Source organism: Pseudochelatococcus contaminans (genome assembly GCF_014195635.1).
In the GTDB taxonomy this organism is placed as follows: Bacteria; Pseudomonadota; Alphaproteobacteria; order Rhizobiales; family Beijerinckiaceae; genus Pseudochelatococcus; species Pseudochelatococcus contaminans.
This window is the reverse complement of record NZ_JACICC010000010.1, coordinates 1-23,159: the sequence shown is the minus strand read 5'-3', so window position 1 is coordinate 23,159 and position 23,159 is coordinate 1. Positions and strand designations below refer to the sequence as shown.

Sequence of the window (23,159 nt, the reverse complement as noted above, 5' to 3'; positions counted from 1 at the left end):
ATAGCGCCGATTGGAAAGACCATTCTCCGGTGTCAAGAGTCAAGCATGCATCCCGCCGCTGGGCGTTTGCATGTGCGAAGCGGCACCGCCCGGACCCCGTTTCAGGCTTCCAGCGCTTCCAATTCGCTGATGAAACCGTCGATGACATTGAGGCCGTACTGCCAGAATGCCGGATCGCCTGCATCGAGGCCGAAGGGCTGGAGCAGCTCCCGGTACCCCTTCGATCCACCAGCGGAGAGCAAGGTGAAATACTTGTCGACGAAACCGTCCTCCGCGTTCTGGTACACGCCATAAAGCGAGTTCACCAGGCAATCCCCGAAGGCATAGGCATAGACATAGAAGGGCGAATGGATGAAGTGCGGAATATAGGTCCAGAACGTTTCGTAGCCGGGATTGAGGCGGATCGCCGGCCCGAGGCTCTCGCCCTGCACGGAAAGCCAAAGATCGTTGATCTGCTCGGTGGTGAGTTCGCCTTCGCGGCGCGCGGCGTGGACCTTGCGCTCGAACTGGTAGAAAGCGATTTGCCGGACCACGGTGTTGATCATGTCCTCCACCTTGGTCGCCAGCAGCACCCTGCGCTGCACCGGGTCGGTGGTTGCCGACAGCAACTTCCGGAAGGTCAGCATCTCGCCGAATACCGACGCCGTTTCCGCCAGCGTCAACGGCGTGGGCGCCATCAACGCTCCTTGCTCGGCGGCGAGCACCTGATGCACGCCATGTCCCAGCTCATGCGCCAGTGTCATCACGTCACGCGGCTTGCCGAGATAATTGAGCAGCACATAAGGGTGGGCCGAGGGCACCGTCGGGTGCGCGAACGCGCCCGGAGCCTTGCCGGGGCGGGTTGGAGCGTCGATCCAGTGGCGATCGAAGAAACGCCCGGCGATCTCCGCCATGCGCGGCGAGAAATCGCCATACGCGTCGAGCACGGTCTTGCGCGCTTCGTCCCAGCCGATGATGCGGTTGTCGGTTTCCGGCAACGGCGCGTTGCGGTCCCAGTTTTCCAGCACATCCTTGCCGAGCCACTTCGCCTTCAGCTTGTAATAGCGGTGCGACAGCCGTGGATAGGCGGCGCGGACCGCCTCGACGAGCGCCTCGACTACCTCAGGCTCGACCCGGTTGGCGAGGTGGCGTGAATCGGCAATATCCTTGAAACCGCGCCAGCGGTCGGAGATTTCCTTGTCCTTGGCGAGGGTGTTGGTCACCAGCGTAAAGACGCGGGCATTCTCCGCGAAAACCTTCGCCAACGCGTCGCTGGCATCCTTGCGCAGGCTGCCATCCGGATCCTGAAGCTTGTCCAGGGTTTCCTCAAGCGTCAGCGACTTGCCGCGCAGGTCGAACCGCAATGCAGCCAGCGTTTCGTCATAGAGGCGGTTCCATGCGCCGCGCCCGGTCACGGATTTTTCGTGGAACAGTTTTTCAAGCGCGTCGTCGAGCTGGTAGGGCTTGTCCTTGGCCAGATCCTCGATCCACGGCTTCCAGCGTGACAGCGGCTCACGGGTCGCGGCTTCCGCCAGCAACGCGTCATCGAGCCGGTTGATCTCCAGCGGAAAGAACAGCAGCCCGGAACTGATGGTGGTCAGCTTGTCCTGGGTATCGCCATAAAACTTGGCGCGCGCGGGGTCGGTCGTTTCGCCGAAATAGACCAGTCCTGCAAAGGAGATGAGACGGCCTAGCAAATCCTCCAACGCCTCATAGCGGGCCACTGCCGCGCCGAGGGATGCGGAAGCATCGTCGCCGCGCAGCAACGTGTCGAGCTTACCGGCGTAATCGGTGCGGAAACTCTCCGCCTGCTCCTGCGCCTTCGCCAGGTCGGCGGCAAATTCCGGCGCGTCGATGCCGGAGTAGAGGTCGCCCAGATTCCAAACGGGAAGGTTGGAGAGCGCTGACGGCAGATCGGTCGCGGCATTTGCGGGCGCGGACATTCCGGCGGCGGTGCGGCAGAGAACTGCTGCTGTCTTCAAGGGCATGACGACTCTCCATCTGGGCCATTCGGGCCGGCAAGATACTAGAACAAGCTGCCGGAGACTATTTTGAGGATGAACGATTCGCTGCACGGCAATTGGCGCGATAAATTTATCCACAAGATATTCACATTCTGGGCCATGAAAGGTGAGACGTAATTTACAAAATTAAATTGCCGACATAATATTAGACGAGAAAGTATTCCCAGTGTCCGAGTATACGGAATGACTTTCGCCAGATGCGCCATGTGCCTGATGGTCCACGTTAGATGGACCACGGCTGCGCTGAATGGTCACATGAAGTGACCGGATGGCGGGGGCTGATGAAAACAGCCCGGGAGGATAAGCACATTGAACAGGGACAGATGCGCCTGGCACGCGAATGCGCCGCGCGGTGGCTCGGTCGGCGTACAGAAACTCGTCAGCGGACAGACATATGATACAGGCTGGAGAGCTCTGCTCTGGGCGGCGGCGCTGGCTGTCATCGTGATGGCGGCCTTGCCGGTGTTCGCCAACTCTGTTCGCAACACCGTCGATCCGGGGTTCTCAGGCTCCATCAATCCCAAGGTGGATATGCTGCGGATGCACGGCGGCGATCTGATGACACCCGGGATGGAGGCCTACGATCTGGGTGCCCGGCATCACGCGGCGCATCCTCCCGGCCATGCCTGGCCTGGCATCGACAAGCCCATGTCCGTCCAGAAGCTCGGCGACAGGTAGTCCAGTTTGCGGCATTTCAGGTGATGGCCTGCCGGTCCGGCTTGCCGTCACCTGATCGTGATGCGTGTCGTCGCCGGCGGTGACATGAATTTCCCCTGAACAATTTCGTTGTTTTACCGAAATTTTAAGGACGTCTGTTCTGATGCCTGTCAGACTGCATTAGCCTGACGCTGCTGAACCTTCCTGGAAGGAGACATGGCAGCGTTCGGCAGACGGGAGACGGGCGGATATGGCACGCAATGGCCGGATCTGGAGGCAAGGATATGACTCGGGCCGGATGACCCTGCTCGGGGTAACGGTCGCTTCTGCCTTGACTGCGAGCGTGACGCTGCCCGCATTTGCAAACCCGTTGCCTGTTACCGCCGAACCCATCGTCACCGGCTCCATCACTCCGGATGTTGCGACGAGCGGCGAAGATTTCATGTTGTCCGGTTCTCTCGCCGATTCTCCTCCCGCAGACGACACCGCCGGTGCCAGCTCCGGTGCTTATGACATGAAGCGCGGGTGGGGCGGCGGCCGCGGCCTTGACGAAATCGGCATGCCGCTGCCCGACGCACCGGCGCCGCTCGACATTCCCGCACCCGATACGGCGACATTCATCGGCGCTCTGCTTCTGGGCGATACCAATGTGCTGGGTACGGCGATTCCGCGCCAGCAGCGGAGTGTGGTTGTCAGTGCCTATGAGGCGCGAGGCTTTGCGCCGTTCTGGATCGATGGCGGCGCATGGACGCATGCCGCCCGTGCCGCTCTGGCGGTTTTGGCCGACGCGGAAAGCCACGCTCTGACACCCGCCCGTTATGCCGTTTCCGTTGAGGTGCCGGATGGGGCAGAAGCCGTCGCGCATGCGGACATCGCTCTGTCGGCTGCCGTTGTTGCCTATGCCCGCGACGCGCGCGGCGCACGCCTCGATCGCAACAAGATCGGTACGCTCGTCATGCCGCAACTCGATTTGCCGGAGGCGGACGCCGTGCTTGCGGCTGTCATCGCGGCTGGTGACGGGGCGGGGCGCGTGCTGGAAGATTATCACCCGCGCGCGGCGCAATATCACGCGTTGAGGCGCAAGCTGGCCGAACTGCGCGGTGGGCCGCGAGTGCCCCCTGTGCCGGTGGCACGCCTGGCGCCGGGGCCGACCATCACCGTCGGCATGCGTGATGAGCGGGTGCCGCTGATCCGTGCGCAGCTGGGCATCAACCCCGTGGACGATGTCGAGGAAGCGCGAGTTTACGATGCGCGTCTTGCCGATGCGGTGGCGGCATTTCAGCGGGAGCGTGGCCTGCCGGGTAATGGCGCGGTCAATCGCCGCACGGTCGTCGCGCTGGCCGGCGGCGGCGATGCCGCCATTCCAGTGGCCCGCACGGCTGATACGGGCCGCCTCGTGGCGGCAATCCAGCTTAATATGGAGCGCTGGCGCTGGTTTCCGCATGATCTTGGCGAGCGCCACATATTGGTGAATGTGCCGGAGCAGGACGTGAAGATCGTGGACGGTGGCCGGATCGTGCACCGTACGCGCGGCATCATCGGTGCAAACGATACACCGACGCCGGTGTTTTCCGATACGATGCGCTACATCGTTCTCAATCCCTCATGGTACGTGCCGCCGTCCATACTCAAGAAGCAGTTTCTGCCGGGTCTCGCGCGCGATCCGCAATATGCCGCAAAGCGCGGCTATGAGGTGACGCGCCGGGGCAATACGATCTCCGTGCGCCAGCCGCCGGGGCCAAAGAACGCTCTGGGGCAGGTCAAGTTCATGTTCCCCAACGATCTGGCGATCTACCTTCACGATACGCCCAATCGCAGCTTGTTCCAGCGCTCGGAACGCGCGTTAAGCAACGGGTGCATCCGCGTCGAGAATCCCATGAAGCTGGCAGAACAGGTGCTGGGCGGCGGCTGGACGGAAGACCGTCTCCAACGGCAGGTCGGTGGCCGGGAGCGTAGTGTCAAACTGGAAACGCCTCTGCCGATTCATCTCACCTACTTCACGCTGACAGTGGATGCCGACGGGAAAATTCGGACCCTGCCGGATGTTTATGGCTACGATCAGCGCATCAGAGCCGCGCTTTCCGCGCACGACAGGAAGCAACCCGGCGCGCAGCAGGGTGACAAAGCGATATAAGTTTTGTCTCGATGAGTTCCAGTTTGAGGCTTCCGTGGCCGGCTGTTTTGCCGGCTGGACTGGATAACTCCTGAATTGGTTCGGGATGTTCGCCGGCGCAGGGCATTTTAACTGGCGCGAATTGAATTTTTGCTTATGTTTCCTGTGCGCAACAGGTTGATGATTCTCCTGCGTAAAGCTAACTTCTCCTTAACGCATCTCGGCAAGAGTGGGATGGTCGGAGGTGGTTGCCGCCTACCGGATCGTGATCCATCGTAACGACGGCCATCCTTGTCGGATGGTTGTGCAACGGACGAGTATTCTTTTGCATTCGACGCGCACACGGCTGACGCCACGTTTCAATGGCTGGATCTTTCCTGCCGCCCCCGGTTCGGGCTCAGGGAAGGCGGCATCATATTCGTCATGGCTGCGCCCGGCGCTTCTGGGGTGCCTTGGCATAGCGACCACGTTCGGCGCGCTGTTCGCCGGCACCGGCGGATTGCAGAACGCCATCGCCAATGGCGATACCCGTACGCTGTCGTTCTATCACGCGCACACCCGTGAATCGCTGACCGTCACCTTCCGCCGCAACGGCCGCTACGACCGCGCCGAGTTGCAGAAGCTGAACTGGTTCCTGCGCGACTGGCGCAACGACGAATCCATTTCCATGGATCCCAAGCTGTTCGACATCGTCTGGGCCGCGCAGCGTGAGGCAGGATCGCGCGGCACCATCAAGGTGCTGTCGGCCTACCGCTCGCCGAAAACCAATGCGATGCTGCGTCGCCGTTCAAGCGCGGTTGCCAAGAACAGCCAGCACACGCAAGGCCGCGCGCTCGATTTCGCCTTGCCCGACGCGGACATGGCCAGGGTGCGCGCCATCGGCATGCGTCTGCAACGCGGCGGCGTCGGGTATTATCCCAACGTTCCTTTCGTCCATCTCGATTCGGGCTCTGTCCGTTCATGGCCGCGCATGCCGCGCAACCAGCTTGAGCGTCTGTTCCCGGATGGCCGGACAGTCCATCTCCCTGCAGACGGAAAGCCGCTGCAAGGCTATGAGGCCGCGCGGCAAACCATCATCGCGCGCGGAGATCTGGTTCCCGGTATGAGCGCGGCGGCCGTTGCGGAGGCAGCAAGCCAGCCGCAGCGCCGGCGCAGTTTCTGGGCGACGCTTTTCGGCGGCGCGGACGAAGCGGAAGATGCGGATGTCGCCGATACCGCTTCCCGCCGTCAGGTGGCCTCTCGGCCTTCGAGCCAGCAGCAGGCTGCTCCGGACACCGAGGCTGACAGCGATCCGCGTAGTTTCTTCCTCGCCGAGAGCAGGCGTAATGCGAATAACGCTCCGCGCCAGGTGGCTCGGGCTCCGGAGCCCGAGCCAGCCCCCGCACCTGCAGCTGCGCCGCAACCCGCGCCGATCGGACGTGGCGGTCGGCCTGTAACGCTCCTTCCCGCGACACCGGCAGTTCAGCCTCCCGTACCCGAAGAGGTTTTCGAAGGACCGCTTCCGGTCGCACGGCCGACGCCGGTCTTCGTTCCCGGCCCGGCCCCCGCGACAGAACCACCGGCAATTCCGGATACCGCTCCGGCGCTGGTTGCGACACTGCCTCCTGCGCGTCCGGGTATCCCGGCGCTCGCCGCTGTGCCGGGCGAATCGACGGTGGTGGCAACGCTCGGTCCGGCTATTCCCGCTCCGCCCACGCGGCCGCAGGAACTCGCTGTAGCCTCGGCAAGAGATCGCAATGCGCTGGCGGCGCTGGCGTCCGCGTCGGAGACGTGGGGCGAGGGACAGGCCGATACCACCATCCAGACGGCAGCGCTCGCTTATGCTCCGGAACCCGTCAGCATCGCTCCACCCTTGCCGCCCTCGCGCCCGCAGATGGTCGCCGCCGTGGCTCAAGCACAGAGCGCGGAACAGAAGGCACCAACCGCGACGCCGGTGCGTCCGCCAGCATCCGTGAGACTGTCCCCGTCCTTGCCTCCGGCAACTGTTAATGACGAGCGGCGCGCGCTGACGCAACTCTTCGCTACCGTTGCGACCGAAACCAAGCCCTTGCCGCGTGCCACAGTACGCACGGCGAAGGTGGTCACGGCTGAACCGTCCGTCCGCGCACGCGGCCCGGTGACGGCTGCGCCGCCGGTGGTCGTGCAGATGGAGTTCACCAACAACGCGAACGCCACTGGCTTGTCGACGGACAGCTTCAGCGGTGCCGCCGTTGCGCCTCTCCCGGTGTCACGCCTGAGCGAGTAACCGGACCGTAATCGGTTATTACTCTCTTAATCATATAATGAAGCGCGCCACCGGCTTGTTCCGGTGGCGCGCTTTTCTTTTTCAGGCTGGAGTATTTCGGCATTTCGTTGAAATGCAGAAATACTCTATCTTATTGGTTTTACGCGCTTTCTTCACGCAAAGCGGCATCCGCTTTGCTTGAAAACGCTTTATGCGCTCAAACCTTATCGCTGTTCTCCGTGGAGAAACAAAAAGCGGGATGACGATGGTGATCGTCATCCCGCTTTTGATTGGTGCGCCAACAAATTGTTGAGGCGGAAGACCCTTATGCGTCGTCGCGGGGCTTCAGGATCTGACGGCCGCGATAGAGACCCGTCTTCAGATCGACGTGATGCGGGCGACGCAGCTCGCCGGAATCCTTGTCTTCGATGTAGGTCGGGTTAGCCAGCGCATCGGCGGAACGACGATGGCCGCGCTTTGCCGGCGAGGTTTTTCTTTTAGGAACGGCCATGGCTCAACTCCGATCAATGGCAACTGCACGGCGAAACCGGGCGGAACCCATCCGTGCTCAAATTTCAATGGGATGGGGGCTTTTACTCGATTCTGGCAGCCTTGGCTAGTAATTTTTGGACAGTTTTTTGACAGTGCGGCTGCGTCAGTGGGCCGCTTCAGACGATCATGCTTCAAAAAACCGATCTCAAAGGTAGTTCACTCTGTTTATGCCGGCTCCGTTTTTGCCAGGCAACGGGTATCTTCATTTGGCATTCTGCCGAGAAGGCGGTTGGCGGTGCGGGCGTGCATGCGGCTTGGGTTGGCAGGATTGCGCGCGAGGGGGTTGGGCAGGGCGGCCGCCAGCAGAGCTGCCTCGCGGCGGGTGAGGTTGGCGGCGTCCTTGCCGAAGTGGTGGCGCGCGGCTGCCTGTGCGCCGAAAACGCCCTCTCCCCATTCGGCGATGTTGAGATAGTTCTCCATCATGCGCCGTTTCGACCAGATGGTGTCGGCATAGAGCGACAGCGGCAGTTCAAGTCCCTTGCGCAAGTAGGAACGGCCCGGCCACAGCACGAGGTTCTTGACCGTCTGCATGGGAATGGTCGAGGCCCCGCGAGATGGCCCATCCTCGGATGCGGTGTTGACCACCTGCTGCAAGGCGCTCCAATCCACGCCCCCGTGCAGGCAGAAGCGCGAATCTTCAGCGGCGATCACGGCCTGCGTCAACGCGGGGGCAATGGCATCCAGAGAGGTCCATTGCCGGTCCACTGGTTGAAGCGTGGCCCAGCGGCCGATCATCAGCGTCGAGACAGGCGGCACGAAGCCGTAAAGCGCCAGCAGCACAAACGGCAATGCGGCCAGGAGCACCACGAGCAGGATAAGGCGGCGTATGACGCGCCGCAGCCAGGACACGGAAAGCCAAGACACGGAAGCGCGCGGGGTATCGGCCCCGTCTTGCATGGAACGGCGTCTAGTCGTCATGGGCCCCCCGGCGCCTGGTGACAATGTTCGGGCGCTTCCCGGCCCAAGAGCGCTTATTCTGCGCTTGTCCTGACAGAATCGGAACAAGCGCTCTCAATTCTGTATTTTACCGCAACTTGCGTTCAACGCGATGAATCGGCTTGAACGTAAACTGCCCTGCTTGTTTGCGGTGGCTCACGCCTTCGGGCATCTCCCATATGGACACGAGCTGACGAAGCTGAAAGAAGAAGGGAAGCTTCCTCACCGGGCAAGCGTAAGGCTTTCCCCGGATGCGCCCGGATGATACCGCACCGGGCGTGATTGTGAAGTCAGGTTGACGGGTTAGGCGCGTGCTGCGCCATGATGTCGGGAAAGGTAAAGCCATGGAAGTGCAGGCAACCCATATCACGGGTACCGATCTTGATCCGGAGGCCGCGTTCCAGCGCCGATTGACTGCGGTGGCATCCGCTGTCGAGGAGCGCATTGCGGCTTTGCTGGATGATGCGCCGCGCCGCGGTGAGACGGCCCGCCCGGCCCGGCTGATTGCCGCCATGCGCCACGCCATGCTGGGCGGCGGCAAGCGCCTGCGACCGTTCCTCGTCATCGAGACGGCTGCTCTGTTTGACGTGCCGTTTGCCCATGCGCTGAACGCTGCCTGCGCGCTGGAACTCGTTCACGGTTACTCGCTGGTTCACGACGATCTGCCATCCATGGATGACGACGATCTGCGGCGCGGCCGACCCACCGTCCACAGGGAATTCGACGAGGCCACCGCTATTCTGGCGGGAGATGCGCTGCTTACGCTGGCTTTCGATGTCGCGGCCGATGAAACCAGCCATGCCGATCCAGCCGTTCGCGTCGCCCTTGTGCAGGGCCTGGCGCGTGCTGCCGGTGTCGGCGGCATGGTCGGCGGCCAGATAATCGATCTGGCAGCGGAGGGACGTTACGGCGATGTCCTGCTGGATGAAGCACGCGTGCGCCGGCTTCAGGCCATGAAAACCGGGGCTCTTTTCGCCTATGCGATCGATGCCGGCGCCACCATCGGCCGGGCATCGCTGACAGAGCGGCAGGCCTTGGGCACTTATGGCCGGGCTCTGGGCGCGGCTTTCCAGATCGCTGACGACTTGCTCGATCTCGAATCCAGCACGGAGGCGCTCGGCAAGCGCGCCGCCAAGGACAGCGAAAAAGGCAAAGCCACGCTGGTTGCGGTGTTGGGTCCGGATCGTGCGCGCCGCGAGCGGGATACGCTCGTTGAAACCGCCATCGGCGCACTGTCGTCTTTCGGCGCGAAGGCCGACACGCTGCGTGCGGCAGCGCGCTTCACAGCCCTGCGCAAATTCTGATCCGATAAAAAACGCGCTGGCCGGGAGGATATCCCGGACAGCACGCGACAGATTCTCTAGCGTTATAAAGATAGAAGCCGGAATGCCCCGCGTTCTATCGTCGGATAGCCGTGATGTAGCTCGGCTTGCGCCCCTCGCGAAAAGCTTTCTGCTCGTAGCGGGTGCTGATCCAGCCATCCCAAGGCTTGCGCCAGTCGTCGGCGCAGGCCGCCTGCCAGATAAAATCAGACGAGCGGCCAATGCGCGCCAATGTCCACGCGGCATAATCGTCGATGTCCGTGGCAAACCGCAACAGGCCGCCCGGGCGAATCACCCGCCCAAGTTGCGCCAGCGTTGCGTCGGAAATGATGCGGCGTCTGCGATGCCGGCGTTTGGGCCACGGATCGGGATACAGAATGAACGCATGCCCGATGCTGGCGTCCGGCAACCGGCCAAGAACCGGAACAGCATCGGCATCGTGCAGACGCACATTACCGATGCCGGCCTCATCGACATGCGACAGCAATTTGGCCATGCCGTTGATGAATGGCTCGCAGCCGATGATGCCCACGTTGCGATATGCTTGCGCCTGCGCGATCAGGTGCTCACCGCCGCCGAAGCCGATTTCCAGCCATATGTCATCAACCGGCGTGTCGAACAGGGCAGGGGGATCAAGCGGGCCGCTCTCCGGCAGCCGCAACCGGGGCAGCAGATCGGCGATAAGTTCAGCCTGTCTGTCGCGCAGGCGTTTGCCCTTGCGCCTGCCATAAAAGGTGTTCGACCACGGGCTTTCCGCCTCTGGTCCCTCCGCCGTGGCGGAGGGGTCGTCGGGTGTCATCATGATGCGATCGTCGGTTTGCAGCGGGAAATCAGCCGATGGCCGAACGCAATTCATCGACAAGGTCGATGCGCTCCCACGAGAAACCGCCATCCTCTTCCGGCGGGCGGCCAAAATGGCCGTAAGCGGAAGTGCGTGCGTAGATGGGGCGGTTCAGCGACAGGTGCTCACGGATGCCGCGCGGCGACAGGTCGATAACCTTCAGCAGCACATCCTCCAGCTTCGCCTCATCCACGCGGCCGGTGCCGTGCGTGTCGACATAGAGCGAGAGCGGCTGTGCCACGCCGATAGCGTAGGACAGCTGGATGGTGACACGGTCGGCAAGGTCCGCCGCCACAACGTTCTTCGCCAGGTAGCGTGCGGCATAGGCGGCGGAACGGTCGACCTTGGTCGGATCCTTGCCCGAAAATGCGCCGCCGCCGTGGGGCGCAGCGCCGCCGTAGGTGTCGACGATGATCTTGCGGCCGGTGAGGCCAGCGTCGCCATCCGGACCGCCGATCACGAACTTGCCGGTGGGGTTCACGTGCCACACGGTCTTTGCGTCGATCCAGCCATCAGGCAGGGCCTCGCGCACGTAGGGCTCGATAATGGCGCGGACATCGTTGGAGCTGAGCGATTCGTCCAGATGCTGCGTCGATACCACGATCTGGGTCACGCCCACTGGCTTGCCGTCAGCGTAACGCACCGTCACCTGGCTCTTGGCATCCGGGCCGAGCGTGCCTGATTCGCCGGAGTGGCGCGCTTCGGCCAGACGCTTCAGAATGCGATGGGCGTAGTAGATGGGGGCCGGCATCAGCTCCGGCGTCTCGCGCACGGCGTAGCCGAACATGATGCCCTGATCGCCAGCGCCTTCGTCCTTGTTGCCGGCCGCATCGACGCCCTGGGCAATGTCCGCGGACTGCGCGTGCAGCAGCACCTCGATATCGGCGTCATGCCAGTGGAAACCATCCTGCTCGTAGCCGATGTCCTTGATCGCGAGGCGTGCGAGATGGGTCAGATAATCGGCTGTGATCTCGGAAGGACCACGGACCTCACCGGCGATGACCACGCGGTTCGTGGTTGCGAGCGTTTCGCACGCCACCCGCGCCTCGGGGGCGACGGACAGGTACGCATCGACGACAGTGTCGGAAATGCGGTCGCACACCTTGTCCGGGTGGCCTTCGGAAACCGATTCGCTGGTGAAAAGATAGTCTTGGCGCGACACGATCCAATATCCCTGTTGCCTGACGTCGTCTTCGCCCACAGTCCCGGACAGTGCGGGTGGAAGCGGATGCCACCTGACGGAGGGGACCGTGAACAGACAGTTGAATGGAAAGACCCGGCCCCATGGAAAACCGGTCAATCCGGGGCGATTTCACCGGGGGCGCATCCGCTCGTTCATCGTCCGGCTCTGCTGTGACGGCATACCGGCGCTGCGGGCAGACAGCCTCAGGCTTTCTCCAGAACGGTTTGCGTTCAAATCGATCCATCGAATTGGACGCAAAGTGCGGTTTAATACGGAATCAGGAACGACGGACGTTCCGGATTCCTTGAATTTAAACAAATTCCCGTCAGCAGGATGGAGCCATCCGACCGGAATACGTTTCAAAAAAGCGATTCTCGAAGATCTTGGTTCTTCTCGAAGATCTTGACTCTTGGCAGCATGCGACGGCCCGGTCAAGCCGGGATACCGAATTCGTTCTCTAAAAAGAACGGATAGATGTCAAAATATCACCCCTCGTCGGAATTTGACGGGATGTCGCGCGGCTCGGCTATGGATTCGGCGAGCTCGATGATTCGACCGCGAACGGCAGGGTCGCCGATCCGCATGAAAGCGCGCATCAGGCGCAACCCTTCGTCGGCCGGCGTGGTGCTGACCGTATATGCCGGCGTGGCCGGTTCGGCAAAGCCGGAAACATGTGACGGCGCGTCCTGCAGCCCTTCGAAAAAATATCCCGCCGGCACACCAAGGGCCGCGCCGATCTGTTGCAGGCGGCTGGCGCTGATGCGGTTCGTGCCTTTTTCGTATTTCTGGATCTGCTGGAACGTAATACCGAGCGCGCTGCCCAGTTTTTCCTGGCTCATGCCCAACTGTTGACGCCGGGTCTTGACGCGGCCGCCGACATGCCTGTCGACCTTGTTCGCGTTATTCGTCACATGTTCCTCTCGAAGAAGAGCGAAGCGAGATACCCGCCGAAGAGCTGTCTGCCCGATGGTTGTACAGCGTTTTCGGGGGGATGTATCCTGCCTCTTGTGGAGACGACTGATGTCGTCACCGGAATAATCCGGGCTGTGTGATTGTCATCAAATTGTGACATTCACACGGCGGGTGACCGAACTACTCTACCATATTATATCAACTAAGTGATCTGGCAAAGTTATCGTTCGTCTCCACGGCGACCCGGAATGACCCGCCGCCCGCGTGGCGCAGCGATTCCGGCCACGAACAGGGCCAAAACGCCCAACCAGAACATTACCGGCCCGCCCAAGGCATGCAGTTTCACGAAAACAGTCGGCTCAAGCGCTTCGGGGAGGGCGGAATCGACGATTCCGGCGGTGCCCAGCGCCAGAACAGGGGCGACGGGTCTGCCGAACGGATCGACCACGCCGGAAATGCCGGTGTTGGCGGCACGGACCAGCGGCAGGCCCTGCTCGATGGCCCGCAGGCGCGATTGCGCGAAATGTTGATAAGGGCCGGGCGTGAGGCCGAACCACGCATCGTTGGTGAGATTGAGCAGCAGTCCCCGGCTGTCCGATGACAGCGGAAGCAGAATGGCCTCTTCGGGAAAAATCGCCTCGTAACAGATCAGCGACGATATCGGCGGCAATCCGGGCGCGACGAGCGGTTCGCGTGTCTCGCCTGCCTCGAAGCCGCCCGGTGTGTGCACGAACTGGCGGATGCCCAGCCAGCGCAGCAGGCCATCGAACGGCAGATACTCCCCGAACGGCACCAGATGCACCTTGTCGTAGGTTCCCAGACTCAGGGCATTGCTGTCATAAACCCTGATCGCGTTGAAGAAGCGGTAGCGATCTTCACCCGGCAAGGGGGCATCGGCCCGCGCCGCGCCGGTAATCAGCACCGCGCCGTCGGGAAGCAGGGCGGCGATCTCATCGAGCGCTTCGGGCGTATGATCGATCAGAAACGGAAACGACGACTCCGGCCATATCAGATGCGTGGCGTCTTCCAGCCTTTCCCCGTTCGGCCCTTCCTGTGCGCTGATGGCAGCGTAACGCTGGATGGTCGAGGCGCGAAACGCCGGATCGGCCCGCTCTGCCTCATCGATGTTGGGCTGCATGATACGCAGGCGCACATCCGGCAGCACCGGCATGGAATCGGCGGGAATGCGCCAGACGCCATAGGCAGCGGCAAGTACCAGCATGACACCCGCTGCCGCCGGCATGGCCAGACGTGCGCCGCGACTGCCTGTGTCAGCAAGCGTTGCCGGGGCAGCGTGGATGAAAATGACCAACAGCGTCAGCCAGTGCAACCCGCCAAGCGCGGCCGTTTGCGCCAGTACATCGCCCTGCCCGAACGCCATGCCCCAGGCGTTCCATGGAAAGCCGGTGAACTGCGTAGCGCGCAGCCATTCCGCCAGCGCCAGCAAGGCTGTGAACAGCGGTATGCGCCAGAGGTCCGCACGCCAGAGCGCGCCGCTTACACCGAAACCGAGCGCGGTAAACAGCGCCAGAACCATCGGCAGACCGACGACGCCCAGCGGCAGCGCCCACAGAAACTCATCGGCATCGACAAGAAATGCGGACCCGAGCCACCACAACCCGGCCAGAAAATAACCGAACCCGAACCACCAGCCGATTGCGGCAGCAGCCAATGCGCGGCGGCGGATGTTTCCGGCGTCGCCGAGCCAGAGATCGCGCGAGACGGCATCGATCAGCCAGACCGCGACAGGCAGCGATAGAAAGAGCACCGGCCAAAGCCCGAAGGGCGGCATGGCCAGCGCGCCAAGTGCCCCGGCGGCGAAGCCGATGAACCAGCGCACACCCCTACGCGCGGCGGCAAGGCGCGTCGCCGGCCACGGCATGGCCACGGGCTGGCTCATGCTTCAGGCGGCATGGCAGTCTGCGAACCTGCGGCCGGCGTGCCTGCTGCCTCGGTGGCGGGCGGCAGTTTGCCTTCCTTGCGGTCGGCGCGTGTCAGATCGAACACGGCGGCAGGTTCGTGTTTCGGCTGCTCGGCTGCCAGAAGGGGAGCGACGGAGTCCTCCCCGCCCAGGGACAGCCGCAACCGCTTGAGACGGCGGGAATCGGCATCCAGAATATCGAAGACCAGTCCAAACGGGCCGGCGATGCGCTCTCCAGCTTCGGGGACGCGTCCCGCCAGAGTCACGATCAGGCCGCCGATGGTGTCCACTTCCTCCGAAACCTCGATGGTATCGAAGTCGAAACCGGTGGCCTGAGCCACGTCGTCGAGATCGGCGCGCGCGTCGATGACGTAGCTGCGCGGCCCGGTCTGCGTGATCTCGGGAATCTCCTCGCGGTCGTGCTCGTCCTCGATGTTGCCCACCAGCATTTCCATGATGTCTTCCATGGAAATGAGACCGTCTGTTCCGCCGTATTCGTCGATGACCAGCGCCATATGGGTGCGGGTTGCCTGCATGCGCACGAGCAGGTCCATCACCGGCATGGACGGCGGCACATACAGAACCGGACGCAGAACGGCGGCCTGTGAGAGCGGGGTGGTAAGGTCGATGTCGAGCCGTGTCGGCAGCTCGCCTTCGGCGGTGATGAAGGCCGCGCCGCCACGTTCCGCAATGAATTCAAGGAAATCGCGGATGTGTACCATGCCGCGCGGATCGTCGAGGGATTCGCCATACACCGGCAGGCGGGAATGTCCGGCGTCGCGGAATGCCCGGATCGCCTCGGCCAGCGACACATCTTCATGAAGGGCGATGATGTCCGCGCGCGGCACCATGGTATCAACGACGCGCAATCCGTTCACATCGAGCACGTTCTGCAACAGCGAACGTTCCTGCGCGGTGAAGTCGCTTCCGGTGGAGCCTTCCTCCAGCGCATCTTCAAGTGCTTCGCGTACGGAGGTGTCGTTACGCAATCCAAGACCGGTGAGTAGTCGGTCGATCCAACTGTCGCCCTCGCGACCGGATCCGGACTCGTCGGATTTGGAGGGCGGACTTCGATCGTCGCTCATGGCGTTTTCAGGTCTCCAGTTCGAGGTCGGCATAAGGATCGGCAATGCCCAGATCGGACAGCGCCGCGATTTCAATCGCCTCCATGGCCTCAGCCTCCGCGTCGGTTTCGTGGTCGAAACCGAGCAGATGCAGAAGGCCGTGGATGACGAGATGGGATGTGTGGTCGGCGAGCGTCTTGCCGTCGTCGCGGGCTTCGCGCGCCACCGTTTCAAAGGCCAGCACGATATCGCCGACGTGAGGCGCGTCGGCCAGCTCATCGGCCTCGGCGGCGGGGAAGGACAGCACGTTGGTAGGTTTGTCGAGGCCGCGCCATTGCGCGTTGAGCTGCCGTACGGCGGCATCATCAGACAGCGCCACGCTCAGCTCAGCGCCGTTCAGCACTTGCACGCTGCCGCGTGCCAGCGCTGCGGCCGCCGCGCGCTCCACCAGCGATTCGACGCCTTCCAGCGCCGACCATTGCTGGGATTGCACGAGAACATCGACCGACAACGCTTGCGCCATCAACTCCACCAGACACCGATCAATAAAAGAACCAGCCTCAAAAGAACCAGCTTTGCGAGTTTACCACGCGGAAGGCCCCGAGCGCGTCGCCGCAGTTTGCTCCACCACACGCGTATGTTCGCGATCATAAGCATGGACGATGCGTCTGACCAGCGGATGACGGACGACATCGACATCGCGGAAACGGATATGCCCGATGCCCTCGACGCCTTCCAGCACGCGCGTTGCCTCGACAAGACCGGATTTCTGGCCCGGAGGCAAGTCGATCTGCGACGGATCGCCGGTGATGATCATGCGCGACCCTTCTCCAAGACGGGTCAGGAACATCTTCATCTGCATGGACGTGGCGTTCTGGGCCTCATCGAGCAGCACGGCGGCGTTGGCGAGCGTGCGCCCGCGCATGAAGGCCAGCGGCGCGATTTCGATCACGCCCGTTGACAGGCCGCGCTCCACGTGGCGCGCTTCCATGAAATCATAAAGCGCATCGTAAATCGGCCGCAGATAGGGATCGACCTTTTCCTTCATATCGCCCGGCAGGAAGCCAAGCCGCTCGCCTGCTTCCACTGCCGGTCGCGACAGAATGAGTTTTTCCACCACGCCCTGCTCCATGAGCTGCACGGCATGGCCGACGGCAAGCCACGTCTTGCCCGTGCCGGCGGGGCCTTCGGCGAAGACCAGCTCGTGACGGCGCAGCGCGCGCAGGTAAGCATCCTGCGCCGCGTTGCGCGCCTTGACGTTGCCGCGCCGGCGGGTGCTGATATGCTCGAAGTTGGCGCGGCCGGACGGGGCGCGCTCGCGCACCTCGGCCACCGGCTCCGCGGCGGCCGGAAACAGCGAGCCCTGCAAGCTGCTTTCCTCGATGGCGCCGTCCACCTCGCCGGTGGTGATGGTCACGCCGGATGCCACGCGCTCGTAAAGAGCTTCCAGCACGTTCTTGGCCTGCTCGGCCACCGAGGCCGGTCCCTTGATGACGACATGATTGCCGTTGGCGGTGACCTGCAGCCCGAGGCGGCGCTCGATATGGGCGAGGTTCTGATCGTACAGCCCGAACACGAGGCTCGCGAGGCGATTGTTATCGAACGTCAGGGAAACGTCGACGGCGTCGGGGGAGGAGGCTGCTGGCTGGTCTGGGGTCATGAAGGCCGGTTGGGTTGGATCGACGGAAAAAGGCGGGAGAGCTTGTCGTAAACGTTGCTGTTTGTGCGGCAGTTCCTTGACTCTCGCGCCCATGTCTTCTCCTTGGGTTCAGGCTGGAACGGTCATGCCGCGTTCGCTCCTGTCGAATGCGGCCTCTGCACTGCGGTTAACGACGCCGGGTCTGCGCCCACGCGCTGCCCGAACAGGCTGTTGGTGCCCGTCCCGGTGATCTCGACCTGCACGATGTCGCCGATGGCGACCGTTTCATCGTCGAACTGAACTCCCTGAAGCCACGGCGATTTGCCGGCCATCTGCCCCGCATAGCGGCCTTTGCGCTCGACGAGGACGTCGATGGTGCGGCCGACGGTTGCGCGATGGAACCGCTGCCTGTCTTCCTCCAGCGCCTGCTGAAGCGCGGCAAGGCGGGCGCTTTTCACATCTTCCGGAACCTGATTCGCCATCTGCGCCGCGGGCGTGCCGGGGCGGGGGCTGTATTTGAAGGAATAGGCGCTGGCAAAGCCGATTTCGCGCACAAGCTGCATCGTGGCGTCGAAATCAGCGTCGGTCTCACCGGGGAAGCCGACGATGAAGTCCGACGACAGGGCGATATCCGGCCGCGCGGCGCGGGTGCGCTCGATGATGCGGCGGTATTCGTCGCCCGTGTGCTTGCGGTTCATCGCCGCCAGAATGGAATCCGACCCGGATTGCACCGGCAGGTGCAGATAGGGCATCAGCGCCGGCAGATTGCGGTGGGCGTCGATGAGTTCGTCGTCCATGTCGCGCGGGTGGCTGGTGGTATAGCGCAAACGCGCGATCCCCGGCACCTCGGCCAGACGATGCAGCAACCGCCCCAGCGACCACGTGCGCCCGTCCGGACCTTCACCGTGATATGCGTTGACGTTCTGTCCGATGACGGTGAACTCGCGCACGCCAGCCGCCGCCAGCCGCTCGGCCTCGGCCATGATCTTGGCCACCGGGCGCGAGATTTCCGCGCCGCGCGTGTAGGGCACCACGCAGAAGGTGCAGAACTTGTCGCAACCTTCCTGAATGGTCAGGAACGAAGACACGCCGCGCGAGCGGATCTTGTCGCGCGAGGGGGCGGGCAGATGATCGAACTTGTCCTCGATGGGAAATTCCGTGTCCACCACACGTGCCCGCCGGGCTTTTTCCAGCAGGGCGGGCAGGTTGTGATAGCTTTGCGGCCCCACCACCAGATCGACGGCGGAGGCGCGCTTGAGAATTTCGCCACCCTCGGCCTGCGCCACGCAGCCGGCGACGACGATGGTGGTGTCGCGCCCTTCGGCCTTGCGCTCGTCCTTCATGACGCGCAGGCGGCCCAGCTCCGAATAGACCTTTTCTGCGGCCTTCTCGCGGATGTGGCATGTGTTGAGGACGATGAGGTCTGCTTCCTCGGCACTGTCCGTCTCGACGAACCCTTGCGGGGCGAGGACGTCCGCCATGCGCTCCGCGTCATAGGCGTTCATCTGGCAGCCGTAGGACTTGACGTATACTTTTTTCTTCACGTTCCTGCTTTGCAATGCGATTGGCTTGCGATCTGTTGGCTCGCGGTCTAGGCGCTGCCGCCTACTCTAGCACGATTTCAGATCGCACGATAAACATTCGTTTGTCCACTTCGCGTGACAGAAAGATGCGCCGAAGCGATACGGCGCATCTTTGCACAGCTTTTGGCATCATTCCGACAGGCTATACGCTCACCTGCGTACCCACTTCCACCACGCGGTCGGTCGGGATCTGGAAGAAGTCCGTCGCGTCGGCGGCGTTGCGCGCCAGCGACATGAACAGGTGGCGCTGCCACATGGGCATCGCCGAATGCGCCGCCGGGCGGATAGACCGCCGCGACAGGAAGAACGACGTGGACATGATGTCGAACTTGAACCCCTGCTTGCGCAGGATCGCCAGCCCCGAGGGGATGTTGGGCGATTCCATGTAGCCGAAGTGCATTCTGACCAGCCAGAAATCGTCGCTGATTTCCTTCAGCGACACACGCTCGCTGTCCGTCAGGCGCGGCAGGTCGTCCGTCTCGATGGTCAGGATGACGTTGCGCTCATGCAGCACCTTGTTGTGCTTGAGGTTGTGCAGCAGCGCGGTGGGAGCGGTCTCGGGGTCGCTGGTCAGGAAGATGGCGAGCCCCGGCACGCGCGGTGGCGGGTTGGCTCGCAGCATCCCGATCAGTTCCTGCACGGGCACGTCGTTCTTGCGCGTCTTGGCGAAGATGATGCCCGTGCCCTTGCGCCATGTCGCCATCACGACGACGAGGAACGCTGCCAGCACCACCGGCACCCAGCCGCCGGAGACGAGCTTGCCGAGGTTGGCGGCGAGGAAGGCACCGTCGATGATGATGAACGGCAGCAGCAGCGCCAGCGCTGCCGCCAACCCCCAGCGCCAGCCCTTCCAGATGACGATGACGGCCAGCAGGCCATCCATCAGCATGGCGCCGAACACCGATATGCCATAAGCGTGTGATAGCGCGCTCGACGTCTGGAACGACAGCACCAGCACCAGCACGCCCGCGAGCAGCATGCGGTTGACCTTCGGCATGTAGATCTGCCCCGCATGCTCGGCCGAGGTGAAGCGCACTTCCATGCGCGGCAGCAGCCCAAGCTGGATAGCCTGCCGGGTGAGCGAATAGGCCCCGGTGATCCCAGCCTGCGAGGCGATGACCGTGGCCAGCGTCGCCAGCACGATGAACGGCAGCAACGCCCATTCCGGCACCATGCGGAAGAACGGGTTGTCGATGGCCTCGGGATGGTTCATCAGCATCGCGCCCTGGCCAAGATAATTCAGCGCCAGAGCCGGAAACACGAAATACAGCCACGCCTGGCTGATAGGCCGGCGGCCGAAGTGGCCAAGGTCCGCATAAAGCGCCTCGGCCCCGGTCGCCGCAAGGCATACCGCGCCGAGCACGATCACGGCGATGCCCGGATGTTCATAAAGAAACAGCACGCCGTAGTAGGGGTTAAATGCGCGGAAAACGGCGAGATTGTCGAACAGATGAAACAGGCCTGCAAGCCCGATGGCGATGAACCACGTGACCATGACCGGCCCGAACAGCGCCGCGACCTTTGCCGTGCCATAACGCTGGGCGACGAACAGCACAATCAGGATGACCATGGTGATCGGCACGATGTAGTCGTCCAGCGCCGGGGTGGCGAGCTTCACGCCTTCCACTGCGGACAGCACGGACATCGCCGGCGAGATGATGGCGTCGCCATAGAAAAGCGCCGCGCCGAGCATGCCCAGCAGCAGGATAGGCGTGCGCCCTTTGCCCATCACGCGCTGTGCCAGCGCTACCAGCGTGAGCGTTCCGCCTTCGCCTTTGTTGTCCGCGCGCAGCAATATCAGCACGTATTTACACGTGACGACGAGTATCAGCGTCCACAGGATCAGCGACAGCACGCCGACCACGGCGGAGTCCAGCAACGGGCCGCCCTCCGAGGCAGCGAGGGCGGACTCGCGCAGCGCATAGAGCGGGCTGGTGCCGATGTCACCGAAAACGACGCCGATCGCACCCAGCACGAGCGCACGCGCTTTTTGCGGGGGCAGTTCGGACTTCTCCGGTTGCGAAACTGCGTTGTCCGCCACGCCAACGTTATTGTCCGTCATCAATCACCCTTCGAGACGCGCCCTCTGGTGAAGACCCAAGGCAGGGCCGGGCTCTTAGCACAAGGATATGCCCCTGCCAATGACAGGCAGATCTCGCAGTCAAACCTGCGTCTGTCGTTGCGTCGCCTTGATGCCGCTGGCCTTTCGCCGGTTGACAGGTTCGTGGACGGCCAAGGGTATCCGATGTTAACATCAAGTATATCAAAGTGTTGGGCCGCATTGTTTATTGTACGCATCATAAAGTCGCATTGCGCGCATTGCGATTGTGATAGCAATCGACATAGCCCTCATAATCACCGCCCGGAACGCGGGCCTCGAACTGCCGTCACGGCTTTGGCGGTTCATGGCGCAGGTCGAAGAAACGGGCATCGGCTTCCTCGGCCATGGCGCGGTCGATCCTGGTGAAGGAGAATGTCAACGGTACTTGAATCAGATTATGCAGGTGTGCGTGCGCAGTGGCTACCGTGCGTGTTCTGCACATCTCACACAATGACGCGCGGCGGGATCTACTCGAAGACGGCCCTCGGCAATGTCCTCCTCACAGCCTTCACATACGCCATATTCCCCTGTTTCGATCTTCCGTAGAGCCCGATGCAGCAGCGCAACCCTAGCCTGCCTCCGCTTCTCGACTGTTTGAGCCAATGCCTGCACCTGCATGGCGTCCACACGCGAAATTCGCCCGACGCTCTGCTGATCGAGTTCCACAGGCTGCCGGGACTGAGCGGAAGTGGCCGACTGCGCAGCCAATTCTTCCAGCTCCTGCCTCATCAGGGACGCGAAATCATTCAGCAGCTCTGATCTCACCTCGGTTCTCCCTAGACTCATCGGCGCAGCGAATTTCCTCTTCCCGCTCGGTCATGTAAGTGCGAACGATCGGCAAGGAATCGACCCTCTTGGCAAGTTGGATCTGGAACACCATCAGACCGCGATACCGGAAGCCGATTTCCGATGCAGCGAGGTAGAACTCCCAGAGCCTTGTGAAGCGCTCGTCATAGAGCTGGATCGCGTCATGCCGACGGGCGAGAAAGCGCTTCCGCCATACTCTTAGGGTCTGCGCGTAGTGTAAACGCAGGACCTCAATGTCGGTCGTCATCAGGCCGGCGCGTTCGACCGACTGAACAATTTCCGACAGCGAAGGAATGTAGCCCCCTGGAAAGATATACTTCTCAATCCACGGGTTGGTTGGCGATGGAACATCGAATTGTCCGATCGCATGGATCACGGCGACGCCGTCTTCTTCGAGAACCTGCGCTACCTTAGCGAAATAGGTGTCGAACTGATCCTTGCCGACGTGTTCGAGCATGCCGACAGAAACAATGCGATCATATCGAGCCGAGACGTTCCGGTAGTCCTGCAGCTCGAAGCGAACATGTTGTTCGAGACCCTGGCGCTTCGCGCGGGCGTTGGATTCTGCATGCTGCTCGGTGGAAAGGGTTACGCCCGTGACGTCCACCCCAGCGGATCGGGCGAGATAAATTCCGAGTCCGCCCCACCCTGAACCGATGTCCAACACCTTCTGGCGAGGTTCGAGGGCAAGCTTGGAAGCAAGATGGCGCATCTTGGCAACCTGTGCAGCCTCCAGGGTCATGGTCGGAGACTCGAAATAGGCGCAGGAATATTGCCGCTCCGGATCGAGAAACAGGTCATACAGGGCCGGACTAAGGTCGTAATGGAACGCAACGTTCTGACGCGACCGGCGCTTTGTGTTCGATTTGACCACGCGCTCCTTAGTGCGTTGAGCAAGCTCAAGAACCTCAAGCAGACGCTGTCCACCCGCGTCGCTTCGGGTGTTGAGGAAAAGCAGCTCCAGCAAACCGTAGATTGTGCCAGAGATGACGCGCAGCCGCCCCTCGGCGAACGCTTCACCCAGGACCATCTCTGGATCGCGCATGAGTTCGAGCTCAAGCGATTTGTCAGCTAGCTCCACGGCAATCCGGGAACCTGCTTGGTCGCTGCCATAGGTGCTGGTTTCACCATTGGCATAGGTAACCGACAAACAGCCTTGTCGAACGATGGATTTAAGAAAAAGACGAAGTGGCAAACTCATTTCAGCCTGCATTCCCCAAGTGGCGTGTCGTTTGAGGTGAAGATCGCCTGTATCCGAGCGCTAGACAAGGATTTTCTGCCGCAAGCGGCACCTGCGGTCG

General features: G+C 62.3%; 20 protein-coding genes. 6 read left to right on the top strand and 14 right to left on the bottom strand.

The window, feature by feature from the left end:
• Nucleotides 1–101: 101 nt before the first annotated feature.
• Nucleotides 102–1,967 carry a M3 family oligoendopeptidase gene (locus tag FHS81_RS15315; RefSeq protein WP_183754413.1) on the bottom strand — a complete coding sequence of 622 codons (1,866 nt, stop codon included), beginning with the start codon at nucleotides 1,965–1,967 and terminating at the stop codon, nucleotides 102–104.
• Nucleotides 1,968–2,312: 345 nt separating this feature from the next.
• Between FHS81_RS15315 and FHS81_RS15310 the strand changes: the two genes are divergently transcribed.
• From FHS81_RS15310 to FHS81_RS15295, 4 genes are all read left to right on the top strand, one after another.
• Complete coding sequence (locus tag FHS81_RS15310) at nucleotides 2,313–2,681, top strand: hypothetical protein (RefSeq protein WP_183754411.1); 369 nt, start codon at nucleotides 2,313–2,315, stop codon at nucleotides 2,679–2,681.
• Between the two features lie 229 nt (nucleotides 2,682–2,910).
• Nucleotides 2,911–4,794, top strand: a complete 1,884-nt coding sequence (locus tag FHS81_RS15305) for a L,D-transpeptidase family protein (protein ID WP_183754409.1) — start codon at nucleotides 2,911–2,913, stop codon at nucleotides 4,792–4,794.
• Between the two features lie 304 nt (nucleotides 4,795–5,098).
• On the top strand, nucleotides 5,099–7,018 hold the full coding sequence (locus FHS81_RS18755) for a peptidoglycan L,D-endopeptidase MepK (protein WP_246375057.1): 1,920 nt from the start codon (nucleotides 5,099–5,101) through the stop codon (nucleotides 7,016–7,018).
• Between the two features lie 37 nt (nucleotides 7,019–7,055).
• Entirely contained in the window at nucleotides 7,056–7,199 is a 144-nt protein-coding gene (locus FHS81_RS15295) for a hypothetical protein (RefSeq protein WP_183754407.1), read from the top strand.
• 123 nt (nucleotides 7,200–7,322) lie between these two features.
• Here the strand turns inward: FHS81_RS15295 and rpmF are convergent, their stop codons facing one another.
• Both rpmF and mtgA read right to left on the bottom strand, forming a co-directional pair.
• The gene (rpmF, locus tag FHS81_RS15290) at nucleotides 7,323–7,508 is read right to left on the bottom strand and encodes a 50S ribosomal protein L32 (RefSeq protein WP_183754404.1); all 186 of its coding nucleotides are present in this window, start codon (nucleotides 7,506–7,508) and stop codon (nucleotides 7,323–7,325) included.
• A 206-nt stretch (nucleotides 7,509–7,714) separates the two neighbouring features.
• The gene (gene mtgA / locus FHS81_RS15285) at nucleotides 7,715–8,467 is read right to left on the bottom strand and encodes a monofunctional biosynthetic peptidoglycan transglycosylase (RefSeq protein ID WP_183754402.1); all 753 of its coding nucleotides are present in this window, start codon (nucleotides 8,465–8,467) and stop codon (nucleotides 7,715–7,717) included.
• A gap of 362 nt (nucleotides 8,468–8,829) precedes the next feature.
• Here mtgA and FHS81_RS15280 point away from each other — a divergent pair, with 362 nt between their 5' ends.
• Complete coding sequence (locus tag FHS81_RS15280; protein WP_183754400.1) at nucleotides 8,830–9,789, top strand: polyprenyl synthetase family protein; 960 nt, start codon at nucleotides 8,830–8,832, stop codon at nucleotides 9,787–9,789.
• 94 nt (nucleotides 9,790–9,883) lie between these two features.
• Here the strand turns inward: FHS81_RS15280 and trmB are convergent, their stop codons facing one another.
• On the bottom strand, nucleotides 9,884–10,609 hold the full coding sequence (gene trmB, locus FHS81_RS15275) for a tRNA (guanine(46)-N(7))-methyltransferase TrmB (RefSeq protein WP_246375056.1): 726 nt from the start codon (nucleotides 10,607–10,609) through the stop codon (nucleotides 9,884–9,886).
• A 28-nt stretch (nucleotides 10,610–10,637) separates the two neighbouring features.
• Nucleotides 10,638–11,810: a methionine adenosyltransferase gene (gene metK / locus FHS81_RS15270; RefSeq protein ID WP_183754398.1), complete on the bottom strand. Its 1,173-nt coding sequence runs from the start codon at nucleotides 11,808–11,810 to the stop codon at nucleotides 10,638–10,640.
• A gap of 88 nt (nucleotides 11,811–11,898) precedes the next feature.
• Between metK and FHS81_RS15265 the strand changes: the two genes are divergently transcribed.
• Nucleotides 11,899–12,237 carry a hypothetical protein gene (locus tag FHS81_RS15265; RefSeq protein WP_183754396.1) on the top strand — a complete coding sequence of 113 codons (339 nt, stop codon included), beginning with the start codon at nucleotides 11,899–11,901 and terminating at the stop codon, nucleotides 12,235–12,237.
• Between the two features lie 79 nt (nucleotides 12,238–12,316).
• Here the strand turns inward: FHS81_RS15265 and FHS81_RS15260 are convergent, their stop codons facing one another.
• From FHS81_RS15260 to FHS81_RS15220, 9 genes are all read right to left on the bottom strand, one after another.
• Nucleotides 12,317–12,742 carry a helix-turn-helix domain-containing protein gene (locus FHS81_RS15260; protein ID WP_343052507.1) on the bottom strand — a complete coding sequence of 142 codons (426 nt, stop codon included), beginning with the start codon at nucleotides 12,740–12,742 and terminating at the stop codon, nucleotides 12,317–12,319.
• A 221-nt stretch (nucleotides 12,743–12,963) separates the two neighbouring features.
• Nucleotides 12,964–14,643: an apolipoprotein N-acyltransferase gene (gene lnt, locus FHS81_RS15255; protein WP_246375055.1), complete on the bottom strand. Its 1,680-nt coding sequence runs from the start codon at nucleotides 14,641–14,643 to the stop codon at nucleotides 12,964–12,966.
• The gene (locus tag FHS81_RS15250) at nucleotides 14,640–15,749 is read right to left on the bottom strand and encodes a hemolysin family protein (RefSeq protein WP_183754394.1); all 1,110 of its coding nucleotides are present in this window, start codon (nucleotides 15,747–15,749) and stop codon (nucleotides 14,640–14,642) included. Before FHS81_RS15250 ends, lnt begins: the two co-directional genes overlap by 4 nt.
• A gap of 7 nt (nucleotides 15,750–15,756) precedes the next feature.
• Nucleotides 15,757–16,251, bottom strand: coding sequence for an rRNA maturation RNase YbeY (gene ybeY, locus FHS81_RS15245; protein WP_183754392.1), 495 nt, complete (start codon nucleotides 16,249–16,251; stop codon nucleotides 15,757–15,759).
• Between the two features lie 60 nt (nucleotides 16,252–16,311).
• On the bottom strand, nucleotides 16,312–17,388 hold the full coding sequence (locus FHS81_RS15240) for a PhoH family protein (RefSeq protein ID WP_183754504.1): 1,077 nt from the start codon (nucleotides 17,386–17,388) through the stop codon (nucleotides 16,312–16,314).
• A 122-nt stretch (nucleotides 17,389–17,510) separates the two neighbouring features.
• A complete protein-coding gene (gene miaB / locus FHS81_RS15235; protein ID WP_343052506.1) occupies nucleotides 17,511–18,911 on the bottom strand; it encodes a tRNA (N6-isopentenyl adenosine(37)-C2)-methylthiotransferase MiaB in 1,401 nt (466 codons plus the stop codon).
• Nucleotides 18,912–19,092: 181 nt separating this feature from the next.
• A complete protein-coding gene (locus tag FHS81_RS15230) occupies nucleotides 19,093–21,012 on the bottom strand; it encodes a potassium transporter Kup (RefSeq protein ID WP_183754390.1) in 1,920 nt (639 codons plus the stop codon).
• Between the two features lie 459 nt (nucleotides 21,013–21,471).
• Nucleotides 21,472–21,669 (bottom strand): TraR/DksA family transcriptional regulator, encoded by a 198-nt coding sequence (locus FHS81_RS19035; protein WP_235915716.1) that lies wholly within the window; start codon nucleotides 21,667–21,669, stop codon nucleotides 21,472–21,474.
• A gap of 124 nt (nucleotides 21,670–21,793) precedes the next feature.
• Nucleotides 21,794–23,008, bottom strand: a complete 1,215-nt coding sequence (locus FHS81_RS15220) for an SAM-dependent methyltransferase (protein ID WP_246375054.1) — start codon at nucleotides 23,006–23,008, stop codon at nucleotides 21,794–21,796.
• Between the last annotated feature and the right edge of the window lie 151 nt (nucleotides 23,009–23,159).